The following is a 13,689-nucleotide window of genomic DNA, read 5'->3' as shown; positions in this document are numbered from 1 at the left end:
CGCTGCTACTTGTATGTTTTCTCATTTATTCCTCTTTCACTTCTCATTGTGCAAAATATTAAGTGATTTATTCACAAAGAGGTTAGGAGACGCTGCGCTTTAGAGGGTCATGTTGTAGTCGTGGCTTTATGCCGCGTATTGAGTCTTAACAGCTTTGCGTGAGTAAGCTTCACGCCTACCAATAAAAAAACACCGCGCTTTAATTAAGCGCGGTGTTTTTTAATCTTAAACTGACAACTGACAACTGACAACTGACAACTGACAGCTAACAGCTAAAACTAACAGCTTTATTTACAGCTCTAACGTAAACGTTACTCCCGCTACTCTTGGCTCACCTAATTGTACGTAGGTATGTGTTTCGTAGCCATCAAGCGGGTTGTTACCAAACTCAAAGCCGCGGGTTGGTACTTCTTCGTCAAATACGTTACGTGCCCATGCGCGTACTGCCCACATGTCGGCTTCGTAGCCAAAGCTTAAGTTTACTAAATTGCTGCTAGGCGCTTGTGAATTATGGCTATCTGAGAAGTAATAATCGTCTTTACCTTCAACCCCAATCATACCGTACAGCTCATTAGTAAAGTTGTAACGTGCGCTAAATGCGTATTGATACTTAGGTGATTGCGCTTGCTCACGACCGTCTTGATTTAAGCCCGATTGCGTTACAAAGTCGTCAATTTCTGTGTTTAAGTAACCGGCACTACCTGTTAAGAATAAGTCATCGGTAAGTTGGTAACTACCTTCAACCTCTAAGCCGTAGTTACTGCCAGAGCTTGCGTTATCAACATAACCTGTAAACTGCTGGTTTTCTACTTGCCATGCTTTTAATTGAATATTGTCGCGGTGCATATAAAATGCGGCTAAACGCAGGGTAAATTTGTCATCAAGGGATGAGCCCTTAACGCCAAATTCGCCGCTCCAAAGGTATTCTGGGTCAAAGCTTGTATGCTGCTGGAAAAAATCAGCATCTAGGTTTAAGCCTTCATCTTTAGCTTTTGCTAATGCTTCTGAATTAATACCGCCAGCTTTATAACCACGAGTAATGCTTGCGTAGATCATAGTACGATCAATCACTTGGTATTCAAGTGCTAGTTTACCGCCTACCATTACGTCGTCTGTCTCTTCAATAAAGCCGTTACTGTCGGTGTAATCCCCTTGGTATTGCTCTACGCGTAAACCGGTAATGAGCGTGGTTTTAGGGCCGATAGGTGTGGCTACTTGGCCGTAAACAGCTACGTTACTAGTTTCATAAGTTGAAGCAAATGGGTTTGCAAGCCATGTGTATTCGCGCTCTAAATCTACATCGCGGTTTTGATAGTAAACACCGGCAACCCAGTTACCTGTTTTAGAATTTAGTTGTAAATTAGCTGATTGATCGTCACGATCACGCGTGTATACATCGGTAGAGCTATAACCCCAAGGGTGCAAGCCTGCTGCACATAATTGTGGCTCGCTTGCATCGTTACATACCCAGTCTTCGTCAAAGCTGTAAAGTAGCTCAGTATCAATGGCTGAAAGGTTTAAGCTTACGTCAAAAGCATCAAAGCCTGTGTAAGTATTGTTAATACCAATGGCGTAGCTTTGTTGGTTATCCTGGCCTGGCTCGTCGGCTACGCTATTACGGCTGTTATCAAGCGTGAACGCATCGTAGCCGTTGTTTATGTCTATGTAGTGTAGGTTTAACTCAGTGTTTAAATGTTCAGTAAGTTGGCTGTTTAATTTAAAACGGGCTACTTGTTCATCTTGTTGCTGGGTTTCGTCGTTTAAATATAAGTTATCGACGTAGCCATCTGATTTTCTGCGAAAGTAGCTTACACGTGCGCTTGTATCATCGGTTAAGCCAGTACTTGCCGCAAGGCCTGCTTCGCGTGAGTTGTAAGTGCCCATACCCACTTGCAATTTTAAACTAGGATCGGCAGTGGCTTGTGCTGATTCCATTTGGATCATACCGGCCATACCGTCTGCGCCAAAGCGAGTGCCTTGTGGGCCGCGGTAAATTTCTACGTGGTCAATATCAAATAATAAAGAGCTGCCACCTAAACCCGAGTAATTTATGCCGTCGATGACCAAGCCAACCGATGGGTTAATTGGGTCTACAAATTGTGAGCGAAGTCCCACACCACGAATTTGAATATAACGACCACGAGAGGCACCTGAAGTAAAGTTTACGTTGGCTGTACTACCTAGCATTTCGTCTAAGAAACTTGCACCGCGTTGATTAATTTCAGATTCGCTAAATAGGCTCGCACTCGCGCTTAATGTTTGAATGCTTTCACGTTGAAAGTCGCCGGTAACAACAATTCGTTCTAGGTCGCTGTCATCAGCGTTTGCTATAAGTGGTGTACTAATTAGCGGTAACAACGCCGCAGTAATTAAAGACAAACGTAAGTTCATTAGGTTACTTAACTCCATTTTAGGGACTTGTATGGTAGCAATTATTTTAATACTTGTGTTATAACGCAGCGATTATACGTTAAATAATCAGGATTACTAATATGACCTTTAAAGTTGATTTTAAAGTGCGCCATTACGAATGTGACTTGCAAGGTATTGTAAATAACAGTGTGTACTTTAATTATTTAGAGCATGCCCGCCATGAGTTTTTATTTGCGAATGGGGTCGATTTTGCATTGCTTGCCAAGCAAAAGGTTAACCTAGTAGTGATACGCAGTGAGGTTGATTACAAGCATTCACTGGTGCCTGAAGATGAATTTTATGTGTCGGTAGAGCCTGAACGTATAAGCCGGTTAAAGTTTGCGTTTAAGCAGGCAATCGTTCGCAAAAGCGATGAAAAAATAATGCTTCAAGCTAGAGTAATTGGCACATCGGTTAACGAAAAAGGCCGCCCTTTTTTACCACCCGAAATGGATAACTTATTTAAAAATTGTGATCTAAATTAAGCTGTTTAACTTTTAAACTACCATAGAACAAAAATTTACATTTAAAACATGCATTTTTAACGGATAAACCGCATAAAAATTGTTACTATTACTGTAATTAAATATTTAGTTAGTAATAGCATGAAATTAGCAGCACTACCGATACTTTTGATCGGTTTATGTATTGGTTGTACAGCCACAGGGACGGTGACCACTGAGCAGCTAAAGTACACACAATGGCAACTATCAAAGGTTGATGGGTTGGCTGTGCCGGCCTCTTACAGAGCGTCAATAAGCTTTATTGAAGCGTTGCAAGTAAACGGGTTTGCAGGATGTAATAAGTTTTTTGGTGAAGGCGAGCTTGAAGACAGCAACATTAGCGTTAATAAACTAGGTATGACACGTAAGTCGTGCGGGGCAGATGTTGATGCGCTAGAACAGCAGTTTTTACAAGCGCTCAGAGAGGGGGCAACACTTACCATGCAAGGCTCACAGTTGGTTATGCAAGGTAATAAAACTTTTTTGTTTATTGCAAAGTAGTGATATGAGTATTTGAGGTTGCCTCTTGCAGGCAATTTTTAACTGGCGTACACTCAGCGTAGATTTGCTAAAAAACAATGGTAAATCAACGAACAAATTTTATATATTTTACTTGTCGGAGTGCCTTAACTCGTTAAGGCTGAGATCGCGAAAGCGGGATCCGTGAACCTGATCAGGTTAAAACCTGCGTAGGGAACAAGCTGCCTAAAATGGGACGCTTGTGCGTCTTTTTTTATGCGCACAACAAAATAACTAGCCATTTTAGGCCGCAAAGCAGCATAAACACTGCTTTACGATCTTTCTCTATTCCTTACGGAATATCTGACAAGACAACCCTTTAGCAATGAGGTAAGTCATGTCAAACACTACAAATAAGTCTACACGTCGAGAAACGCGCGCAGCTGCGTCTGACTATATTTATAATTTAACGGGTCAGCCATTTCCAAGTTCGCAAAAAGTATATGTTGAGGGCAGCCAAAGCGGTGTGCGTGTGGGTATGCGCGAAATTACATTAAGCGACACGTTTATTGGTGGCGATGAGCAAAACCCTGTGTATGAGCCAAACGAGCCACTACGTGTTTACGATACATCAGGCCCATATACCGACCCTAACTTTGAGTTAGACGTACGCAAAGGGCTACCAAAATTTCGTGAGCAGTGGATAAAAGATCGCAACGACACTGAAGTACTCGAGTCGGTTACTTCGCAATTTGCACAGCAGCGTATGGCCGATGATGGTTTGGACCATATTCGTTTTGAACATTTACCTAAAATTCGCCGTGGTAAGGCGGGTAAAAACGTAACCCAAATGCATTATGCTCGCCAAGGCATTATAACTCCAGAAATGGAATACGTAGCCATACGCGAAAACATGGGCCGAGCAAAAATTAGAGAAGAGCTACTAGCAGCCCAACACAAAGGTGAGTCGTTTGGGGCGAGTATTCCTGATTTTATTACCCCTGAGTTTGTACGTGACGAAATAGCCCGTGGTCGTGCTATTTTACCAAACAATATTAACCACCCAGAAACCGAGCCCATGATAGTGGGGCGTAACTTTTTAGTTAAAGTTAACGCTAACATAGGTAATTCGTCGGTAAGCTCATCAATCGAAGAAGAAGTAGAAAAAATGGTGTGGTCTACCCGTTGGGGTGCCGATACCGTAATGGACTTATCAACAGGGCGCTATATTCACGAAACGCGTGAATGGGTTGTACGTAATTCGCCAGTGCCCATTGGCACAGTACCCATTTATCAAGCGCTTGAAAAAGTAAACGGTGTGGCAGAGGATTTAACGTGGGAGATCTTTCGCGATACCCTAATTGAACAAGCCGAACAGGGTGTTGATTACTTTACTATTCATGCCGGAGTATTGCTGCGTTATGTGCCAATGACGGCAAAGCGAGTAACCGGTATTGTATCGCGCGGTGGCTCAATTATGGCTAAGTGGTGTTTAGCACACCATAAAGAAAACTTTTTATATACGCACTTTGAAGATATATGCGAAATTTTAAAACAATACGATGTGTGTTTTTCACTCGGTGATGGCCTTCGTCCAGGTTCGATTGCTGATGCCAACGACGAGGCGCAATTTAGCGAGCTACGTACGTTAGGGGAGCTTACAAAAATTGCGTGGAAACACGATGTACAAGTATTTATTGAAGGCCCAGGCCATGTGCCAATGCACATGATTAAAGCCAATATGGATGAGCAATTAAAACATTGCGACGAAGCCCCTTTTTACACCTTAGGCCCATTAACGACCGATATAGCACCAGGGTACGACCATATAACATCGGGTATAGGCGCTGCACAAATAGCGTGGTACGGCTGTGCAATGCTGTGTTATGTAACACCAAAAGAGCATTTAGGTTTGCCCAATAAAGAAGATGTAAAAGAGGGCCTAATTACCTACAAAATTGCAGCACATGCGGCCGACTTAGCCAAAGGCCACCCCGGCGCGCAAGAGCGCGATAATGCATTATCAAAAGCGCGCTTTGAATTTAGATGGCACGACCAATTTAATATTGGCCTAGACCCAGAACGTGCCCGTGAATATCACGACGAAACCCTGCCGCAAGAGTCTGGCAAAGTAGCGCACTTTTGCTCTATGTGTGGCCCTAAATTTTGCTCAATGAAAATTACCCAAGAGGTACGTGATTACGCCAAAGATCTCGAATCACGCGGGATCGATCCTAACAATGTTGGTGATGCAATTGAGATCAAAATGGTTGATGTAGAAGCGCAAATGAAAGCGAAGTCGGAAGAGTTTAAGCAGTCGGGCTCAGAAATTTACCATAAAGCGCTGTAGCGCGGTTTTCAGCTGTCAGATATCAACAATAAAGTAACTAGCATAGAGGCAATAGTTACTTTACTGACAGCTGCGGCTTTGAGCTTCATGTAGGAGTGTTTATGTTTTACAACATTGCCGTTGTAGGCTTTGGTTTAGCAGGGCGCTTAGCAGCCCTTGAGCTTAGTAAGTCGCACCATGTTACTGTTTTTGAAGCCACTGATGAGCATACTCAAAATAGTGCCGGTAAAGTGGCAGCTGCGATGTTAGCACCCCTTGCAGAGTCGGTATTGTGTGAAACGGATTTGGCGATCATGGGGCTAAATTCACTCAAGCGCTGGCCAGAAATAGTGAGCGAGCTTGAAGGTGAGGTTTTTTATCAGCAAAAAGGCACGCTGGTTGTGGCGCACCAGCAAGATAAAGGTGACTTACAAAGCTTTAGCCAGCGTATTAAGCCTATAGCAGGGCATAGCGCGCAGGCGTTAAATGCTCAGCAAATAACACAGTTAGAGCCCGAATTAGCTAATCGTTTTAACCAAGGGGTGTTTTTACCCTGCGAAGGGCAGATTGATAATCAGGCTTTTTATAAAGCAAGCTTTACCATGCTTAATAAACGTAAGGTTAAGTTTGTGTTTAACCAACGCGTTAGCATTCAAAATGGCGAGGTGAATAACCGCCCGTTTGATTACATTATTGATTGCCGTGGTTTAGGTGCTAAAGCCGATAAGCCACTTAGAGGAGTGCGCGGAGAAGTAGCCAGATTACATGCGCCAGAGGTTAACTTAACGCGGCCTGTGCGTTTAATGCACCCACGCTATCCAATTTATATCGCACCAAAACCCAATAATGAGTATGTAATTGGTGCAACCGAAATTGAGTCTGATGATAGCGGGCCTGCCACGGTGCGCTCCACGCTTGAGCTACTTTCGGCCGCTTATACTGTGCACAGTGGGTTTGCTGAGGCTCGATTACTCAATATTCAAAGCGGGTTACGCCCTGCATTTAAAAGCAACCGACCAGAAGTTTTAAAAGAAGGAAACGTAATTAGCATTAACGGGTTATATCGTCATGGCTATATGTTGGGGCCCGCTTTAGTGAAAGATGCGTTATCAAAAATAGAGTGAGTAATAAATGACTATAACAATTAATGGTGAGCTGCTTACTGTTGAAAGTGCAGTACTTGTTAATGTATTACAACATTTTGGTGCAAAGCCTCCATTTGCTGTGGCGGTGAATGGCGAATTTATTCCACAAAGTTTGCATGCAAGCACCACAATTAACGAAGGGGATAGCATTGAATTGTTATCCCCTATACAAGGTGGGTAGCATGGTTCAAGGTAACGATTGCTTAACTATTTATGGCGAGCAACTAAATAGCCGTTTGTTAATAGGCTCGGCGCTTTATCCATCGCCAGCGGTGATGGAAGAGTCTATAAAAGCCTCTGGTGCGCAAATAGTAACGGTGTCATTAAGGCGCCAGCAAAGCGTGGCCGCGGGGGATGATTTTTGGCAGCTTATTAAAAACACGGGCCTTAAAATACTGCCAAATACAGCAGGGTGTCACAGTGTAAAAGAAGCTGTAACACTTGCTAAAATGTGCCGCGAAGTATTTGCAACCGATTGGATTAAGCTTGAACTAATAGGTGATGACTACAACTTACAACCTGACCCATTCGCCTTGTTAGAAGCCACTAAATTATTAGTTAATGATGACTTTAAAGTATTGCCTTACTGCACTGACGATTTAGTGCTTTGCCAGCGTTTAAATGAGCTAGGGTGTGAAGTACTTATGCCTTGGGGCGCACCTATTGGCACCGGCAAAGGGCTTTTAAATAGTTATAATTTAAAAACAATTCGTGAGCGCTTACCAAACACCACATTAATTGTGGATGCAGGGCTGGGTTTGCCTTCGCATGCCTGCCAAGCACTTGAATTAGGGTATGATGCGGTTTTATTAAATTCAGCAATAGCAGGGGCTGGCTGTCCAGTTACGATGAGTCGTGCATTTAAAGCTGCGGTAGAAGCAGGGCGCTTTGCGTATAATGCCAAAGCAATGCCTGAAAAAGACTTAGCAGCCCCCTCAACCCCAACAATGGGTATGCCGTTTTGGCATCAGCAGTAAGGAAATAAAGAGTATGAATAATTTAGTGTGGACAATTGCCGGCTCCGACTCTGGCGGCGGTGCAGGCATTCAAGCGGATATAAAAGCAATGCAAAGCTTTGGCGTGCATGGATGTACTGCAATTACCGCGCTTACGGCACAAAATAGCTTAGGTGTGGAGGCGATTAATGCGGTATCTACCGATATTATTGAATCGCAATTACTAGCACTCGAAAGCGATATGAAAGCCAAAGTGATTAAAATTGGCATGCTGGCTAATGTGCAGCAAATTCAATTAATAAGCGAGCATATAGCGCATTACAAAGCTAAATGGCCTGTACCGCCAGTAATTGTTTATGACCCGGTTGCTATTGCCTCAAGCGGTGATGTATTAACAGAAGAAGATACCGTGAGTGCCATTAAAGAATGCTTAATGCCGCTGGTGGATGTAATAACACCTAACACGCACGAAACGCAATTATTAACAGGGGTGTATTTAATTGGCCCAAGTGCAGTGAAAGACGCTGCTAAAAAGCTATTAAGCTGGGGCGCAAAAGCGGTTGTGATTAAGGGCGGGCACTGGGATTATCCAACAGGTTATTGTATCGATTACTGCACACAAAACGGCGAAGAGTATTGGCTCGGTAATAAAAAAATTCAAAGCCCTCATAGTCATGGTACAGGTTGCAGTATGGCCTCGGTTATTGCCGCGTGTTTAGCAAAAGGCTACCCACTAAAAGATGCCTTTATTTTAGCTAAAGCCTATATAAACCAAGGCTTAAAGCAATCGGTTAGGTACGGCGAAGGAATAGGCCCGGTTGCGCATACCGCTTTTCCTACAAATTTAGATGATTTTCCGCAAGTAATAGAGCCTGGCAGCTGGCTTGGTGATGAACTAGATTTTGATGTGCCACTTGAATTTAATATGGCGGCTGATTTTGCACCTTGTGAAAGTAAAAAGTTAGGCTTATATGCTGTAGTCGATAGCCTAGATTGGTTAGATAAATGTTTGCAACAAGGTATTACTACGGCGCAGCTGCGCGTTAAAAATAAAACCGACCTTGAGCTTGATGAACTCATTAAGCAGGCCGTAGAGCTGGGTAAAAAATATAACGCTCACGTATTTATAAACGACTACTGGCAGTTGGCAATTAAGCACGGTGCCTACGGCGTACACTTAGGCCAAGAAGATTTAGAAACCGCTAATTTAGCAGCGATTAAAGAGGCGGGATTAAGACTTGGGCTTTCTACCCACGGCTTTTACGAAATGCTACGTGCGCACAACTACCGACCAAGTTATATGGCGTTTGGTGCTATTTATCCAACCACCACCAAAGATATGAGCGGCCAAATACAAGGGCTTGATAAACTTAAAAAGTGTGTGCCATTAATGCAAAGCTACCCAACCGTTGCCATTGGCGGCATAGATTTAACCCGCGCAAGCGAAGTTGCACAAACAGGTGTAGGCAGTGTTGCTGTGGTAAGAGCGATTACTGAATCGGATGATTATATTGCAGCTATTAGCGCACTACAAAGTGCTATAATCCAGTCAAATGGATAAGCTCAGCGATAAAGAAACCCTGCGTTACAGCCGTCACTTATTGTTAAAAGAAGTGGGGCTAGAAGGGCAGTTAGCACTCAAAGCTGCAACTGTTGCTGTAGTCGGTGCGGGCGGGTTAGGTAGCCCTGCGCTTTTGTATTTAGCCGCAGCAGGTATTGGTACGCTTATTTTAATAGACGATGATGGCGTTGAGCTATCTAACTTGCAGCGCCAAGTGCTTTATAAAATAAATCATTTAGGGCAAAGCAAGGTCGCGGCCGCTGGCAAAGTATTAGCGAGTTTGAATAATCAAATAGATATAGTGACGCATTGTCAAAAACTCGATAATAACAACGCAGCTGGGCTTTTAAATAATGCCGACATTGTCCTTGATTGCTCTGATAATTTTGCCACACGTTACAGTGTTAACCATTATTGCTTTACTCATAAGCTGCCTTTAATTACAGGCGCTGCAATTGCAAGTAGTGGGCAACTTATGGGCTTTGATTTTAGGCAAAACAATAGCCCATGTTATGGTTGCGTTTTTGCAAAAAGTGACGCCACGCCCGCTGTAAATTGTAGTAATGCGGGTGTAATAAGCCCGTTATTGGGAGTTGTTGGCTCTATGCAGGCACAACTGACACTTAATATGCTGTTAGGGCATGTTGTAGGTAGTGTGTTTATTACCTTCGATGCGCTGAGCTTAAAGCAACAGCATTTTAAAGTAGTTAAAGATTCCAACTGCAAAGAGTGCGGTGGATAAAGTATGAGGTAATTCGCGAGGGAAGCCATGAGAAGCTGCGCTTCTAACGTGAGCAAGCTCTACGTCTACAGCTAAAATTAGCATTGTGGTTTAGTTAATCTGTAGGCGCCTTGCATGCGCATTTGGAATTTATGCTGTGTACATTTATTAATGCAAAATATCCGACGCGAGGTAAACTCGCTGCTACTAGCTTTGCACTCTTTTTTTAAGAATTAATTCACAAAGAGGTTAAGAGGCGCTGCGTTTTAGAGGAAAAGATAAGCTTAAAATAAGTATTTGTTTTAAGTTTTCTCATTTATTCCTCTTTCACTTCTCTTTGTGCAAAATATTAAGCTATTTATTCACTGAAAGGTTAAGAGGCGCTGCGCTTTAGAGGATAAAGTTGTAAACGCCTTGCTTGCAGGCGCGTTGATATAAAATCTATCTACGCTTTGTATTTTTAACGTGAGCAAGCTTTACGTCTACCAATAAAAAAGCACCGCGTTTGTAATAAACGCGGTGCTTTCTAATCTTTAACTGACAACTGACAACTGACAACTGACAACTGACAACTGACAACTTATAGCTCTTCACTTTCTTTAATTGTTGCAAATGCAGTGTTTAAACGCGTTACTGTTTCAGGTAGCTGGTCGTCTAAAATATCTGCTTTGTCAGCACCCCATGCAAGTACCACTGTTGAACCTAGTTTAAAGCGGCCCATTTCTTCCCCTTTTTTAAGGGTGATGGCGTTTTCACCTTGAGTTGGGTAGTTCCAGCTAAACACATCGCTACCGGCTGGTGGCGTTACTGTGCCTGCCCAAACAGTTTCAATGCTGGCTACAATGGTTGCGCCTACAAGTACCATTGCAAGAGGGCCAATTTCGGTTTCAAAAATAGCGACTACACGCTCGTTACGCGCAAATAAATTAGGGACATTCCGTGCTGTAAGCGGGTTTACCGAAAATAAGTCGCCCGGTACATAAATCATCTTACTTAGTGTGCCGTCTATTGGCATATGTATACGGTGATAGTCTTTTGGCGCTAGGTAAATAGTTGCAAATTTGCCGCCTAAAAATGGCGTTGTATCATCTTCAGAACCACCTAAGAGTGCTTGTAGGCTGTAGTCGTGACCTTTTGCTTGTATTAACTGGCCATCAACAATGTCGCCTAGTTGGCTAATAGCACCATCTACAGGGTGCGTAATGACGTTCTCGCCTTGCGCCATTGGACGCACACCCTCTTTTAATGGGCGGGTAAAAAATTCATTAAACGTTTTGTAGTATCCTGGGTCTTCATGCAAGGCTTCATTCATGTCTACTTTATATTGCTTAATAAAAAGTTTAATGAGCGTCGTAGTTAAAGCACCGGCTTTTGCTGCTGCTAATTTACCTACTACGCGTGAAATAAAGTGCTTTGGCATTGCATACTGCATTGCAATTTTAAATTTGTCTAAACTCACAGATTGTTTCCTAAATTAAACGCGAGGTGCACGTGCACCAGCACGGCCGTCGGCCATTGTTTCTAAAATACGGTGGTAGCTGTCAAATCGCATTTGCGAGATATCGCCATCGGCTACCGCTTGTTGAATTATACAGCCTGGGTCGTTTAAATGCTTACAGTCTCTAAAGCGACACCCACCTATAAACTCTCTAAATTCTTTAAAGCACCAAGTAACACGCTCTACTTCTAAATGCCATAAACCAAACTCACGTATGCCTGGTGAGTCTATTAGGTTACCACCACTTGGAAGGTGATGTAAGCGTGATACAGTGGTGGTATGTTGCCCTAAGCCACTGTTTTCTGATACTTCTTTGGTTAATATTTCGGCATCAGGAAGTACCGTGTTAACTAAGGTTGATTTACCCACGCCGCTTTGCCCAACAAAAATATTATTTTTATCTACCAGTACACTTTTTAAATCCTCTATACCTTCGCCGGTTACACTACTTACAAGCAGCACTTGATAACCAAGGCCTCGATAGATATCGAGTATTTTTTGGATCTCGTTTAAGCCTTCATCGTCAATTAAGTCGATTTTATTAAGTACTAAAATAGGTTCTATGCCCATGTCTTCACAGGCAATCAAATAACGGTCGATAATACTGGGCGTAAACTCTGGTAATACGGCCGACACCATTAAAATTTGGTCAATATTTGCAGCGATTACTTTTACGCCATCGTAAAAGTCGGGACGCGTAAGTTGCGAGCGACGCTCTTGTGTTGCTTCAATAACACCCGCTAAGTCGCCTTCACTTACTTTTGCGCGGCGAAATAGTACTTCGTCACCACACACTAAGTTTGTAACGGTGCGGCGAATATTACAGCGTAGTACGTCACCTTCTTGTGTTTCTACATCGGCGTGTTGGCCAAAACGGCTGATCACGACGGCGTTTTCGGTTGCGCCCAGATTATCTGTTTGCCATTCTTGTGCGCCACCTTTTGCCAATTTTGTATCGGCATTATTTAAGCGCTTTTGATGATTAGCCTTGATCCTGCGAGATTGGCCTTTACTTAATTTTTTCTGTTTTGCCACTTTTGGCCTATAACCTTGGTTTAAATGTCGGCTTTGCGTTAATACCAGTTGGCAATACCTAACCATTTTGAGTAGCTAAACCTGACGCTAGCTACGTTAAAAAATTTCTCATTTAGAACAACTAAATAACAAAATTTTTGCCTTGCTATCGACAAGGTTTTACTACCTCAAAATAGATTACTTAATTAACCAAAATGGTATAAAAAAAGCTTTAGCTCGACGGTTGATGCTAATATGATATATCGAAATGCGTTGGATCTAAAGAAAAGCACTGTTTAAGGTTACTATGACTATTAATGAATCTAATTTAATTTGGCTTGATCTGGAAATGACTGGGCTTGAGCCTGCCACGGATAAAATACTCGAAATTGCAACAGTGGTAACTGATGCCGATTTAAATATACTCGCGGAAGGTCCTACTATAGCTATTCATCAAAGTGATGAGCTGCTAGATGGCATGGACGAATGGTGTACTACGCAGCACGGTAAATCTGGTTTAACAGCGCGTTGTAAAGCCAGTACATATGATGAGGCTTATGCGGTTGAACAAACGCTTAATTTTTTAAAGCAGTGGGTGCCGGCGGGTAAATCACCTATGTGTGGTAACTCAATAGGCCAAGACAGACGCTTTATGAATAAATACATGCGCGAGCTTGAAGACTTTTTTCATTATCGAAATTTAGATGTAAGCACGATTAAAGAGCTTGCTCGACGTTGGAAGCCTGAAGTTTTGGCACAGGTGAATAAAAAAGGGTCACACCTTGCGCTTGATGACATTAAAGATTCTATTATGGAATTAAAGGTGTATAGAGAAAAATTCTTTAATTTGTAAAAAACACTTGCAAACACATTAGATTATTGTAGAATCCTGCCCCGCTCAAGACGATAACCCCCGCGGGGTTGGTGTGTTTGAGTAAGTTATAAAGTGGCACTAGCTCAGTTGCCAGAATGTTAAACGCGACCTTGTCGCGCTTAAGCGTAAAATTACTGACTAACTATAAAGCGGCACTAGCTCAGTTGGTAGAGCGCGACCTTGCCAAGGTCGAGGTCACGAGTTCGAGCCTCGTGTG

The 13,689-nt window shown here is 42.8% G+C and carries 12 protein-coding genes and 1 riboswitch; of the genes, 9 read left to right on the top strand and 3 right to left on the bottom strand.

Going from position 1 to position 13,689, the window contains the following annotated elements; genetic code table 11:
• Window positions 1-291 precede the first annotated feature (291 nt).
• The gene (locus AN389_RS18920; protein ID WP_055020463.1) at window positions 292-2,391 is read right to left on the bottom strand and encodes a TonB-dependent receptor; all 2,100 of its coding nucleotides are present in this window, start codon (window positions 2,389-2,391) and stop codon (window positions 292-294) included.
• 101 nt (window positions 2,392-2,492) lie between these two features.
• Here AN389_RS18920 and AN389_RS18915 point away from each other — a divergent pair, with 101 nt between their 5' ends.
• The 8 genes from AN389_RS18915 (at window position 2,493) to AN389_RS18880 (ending at window position 10,107) form a co-directional block, all read left to right on the top strand.
• Entirely contained in the window at window positions 2,493-2,897 is a 405-nt protein-coding gene (locus tag AN389_RS18915) for a thioesterase family protein (protein WP_055016870.1), read from the top strand.
• Window positions 2,898-3,017: 120 nt separating this feature from the next.
• Window positions 3,018-3,416, top strand: a complete 399-nt coding sequence (locus tag AN389_RS18910) for an META domain-containing protein (RefSeq protein WP_055018905.1) — start codon at window positions 3,018-3,020, stop codon at window positions 3,414-3,416.
• A gap of 106 nt (window positions 3,417-3,522) precedes the next feature.
• A riboswitch (TPP riboswitch) is annotated at window positions 3,523-3,628 on the top strand.
• A 143-nt stretch (window positions 3,629-3,771) separates the two neighbouring features.
• Complete coding sequence (gene thiC, locus AN389_RS18905; RefSeq protein WP_055020462.1) at window positions 3,772-5,724, top strand: phosphomethylpyrimidine synthase ThiC; 1,953 nt, start codon at window positions 3,772-3,774, stop codon at window positions 5,722-5,724.
• 101 nt (window positions 5,725-5,825) lie between these two features.
• Entirely contained in the window at window positions 5,826-6,827 is a 1,002-nt protein-coding gene (locus AN389_RS18900) for an FAD-dependent oxidoreductase (protein WP_055018904.1), read from the top strand.
• 7 nt (window positions 6,828-6,834) lie between these two features.
• Window positions 6,835-7,029: a sulfur carrier protein ThiS gene (thiS, locus tag AN389_RS18895; RefSeq protein ID WP_055016873.1), complete on the top strand. Its 195-nt coding sequence runs from the start codon at window positions 6,835-6,837 to the stop codon at window positions 7,027-7,029.
• Window position 7,030: 1 nt separating this feature from the next.
• Window positions 7,031-7,825 (top strand): thiazole synthase, encoded by a 795-nt coding sequence (locus AN389_RS18890; RefSeq protein WP_055020461.1) that lies wholly within the window; start codon window positions 7,031-7,033, stop codon window positions 7,823-7,825.
• Window positions 7,826-7,838: 13 nt separating this feature from the next.
• Complete coding sequence (thiE, locus tag AN389_RS18885) at window positions 7,839-9,365, top strand: thiamine phosphate synthase (protein WP_055020460.1); 1,527 nt, start codon at window positions 7,839-7,841, stop codon at window positions 9,363-9,365.
• Entirely contained in the window at window positions 9,358-10,107 is a 750-nt protein-coding gene (locus tag AN389_RS18880; protein WP_055018901.1) for a HesA/MoeB/ThiF family protein, read from the top strand. The genes thiE and AN389_RS18880 overlap by 8 nt, the downstream gene beginning before the upstream one ends.
• Window positions 10,108-10,666: 559 nt before the next feature.
• Here the strand turns inward: AN389_RS18880 and asd are convergent.
• Window positions 10,667-11,545: an archaetidylserine decarboxylase gene (gene asd / locus AN389_RS18875; protein WP_200909056.1), complete on the bottom strand. Its 879-nt coding sequence runs from the start codon at window positions 11,543-11,545 to the stop codon at window positions 10,667-10,669.
• Between the two features lie 15 nt (window positions 11,546-11,560).
• Window positions 11,561-12,619, bottom strand: coding sequence for a small ribosomal subunit biogenesis GTPase RsgA (gene rsgA / locus AN389_RS18870; protein WP_055016880.1), 1,059 nt, complete (start codon window positions 12,617-12,619; stop codon window positions 11,561-11,563).
• 286 nt (window positions 12,620-12,905) lie between these two features.
• Between rsgA and orn the strand changes: the two genes are divergently transcribed.
• Window positions 12,906-13,451, top strand: coding sequence for an oligoribonuclease (gene orn, locus AN389_RS18865; RefSeq protein ID WP_055016877.1), 546 nt, complete (start codon window positions 12,906-12,908; stop codon window positions 13,449-13,451).
• Window positions 13,452-13,689 lie beyond the last annotated feature (238 nt).

This window comes from Pseudoalteromonas sp. P1-7a, assembly GCF_001401855.1.
In the GTDB taxonomy this organism is placed as follows: domain Bacteria; phylum Pseudomonadota; class Gammaproteobacteria; order Enterobacterales; family Alteromonadaceae; genus Pseudoalteromonas.
This window is presented reverse-complemented; position numbering and strand designations above follow the sequence as displayed.

Coding starts and splice junctions, on each gene's coding strand:
- AN389_RS18890 (WP_055020461.1), top strand. CDS start 7,031: ATGGTTCAAGGTAACGATTGCTTAACTATTTATGGCGAGCAACTAAAT.
- AN389_RS18900 (WP_055018904.1), top strand. CDS start 5,826: ATGTTTTACAACATTGCCGTTGTAGGCTTTGGTTTAGCAGGGCGCTTA.
- thiS (WP_055016873.1), top strand. CDS start 6,835: ATGACTATAACAATTAATGGTGAGCTGCTTACTGTTGAAAGTGCAGTA.
- thiC (WP_055020462.1), top strand. CDS start 3,772: ATGTCAAACACTACAAATAAGTCTACACGTCGAGAAACGCGCGCAGCT.
- AN389_RS18915 (WP_055016870.1), top strand. CDS start 2,493: ATGACCTTTAAAGTTGATTTTAAAGTGCGCCATTACGAATGTGACTTG.
- AN389_RS18910 (WP_055018905.1), top strand. CDS start 3,018: ATGAAATTAGCAGCACTACCGATACTTTTGATCGGTTTATGTATTGGT.
- orn (WP_055016877.1), top strand. CDS start 12,906: ATGACTATTAATGAATCTAATTTAATTTGGCTTGATCTGGAAATGACT.
- AN389_RS18880 (WP_055018901.1), top strand. CDS start 9,358: ATGGATAAGCTCAGCGATAAAGAAACCCTGCGTTACAGCCGTCACTTA.
- AN389_RS18920 (WP_055020463.1), bottom strand. CDS start 2,391: ATGAACTTACGTTTGTCTTTAATTACTGCGGCGTTGTTACCGCTAATT.
- thiE (WP_055020460.1), top strand. CDS start 7,839: ATGAATAATTTAGTGTGGACAATTGCCGGCTCCGACTCTGGCGGCGGT.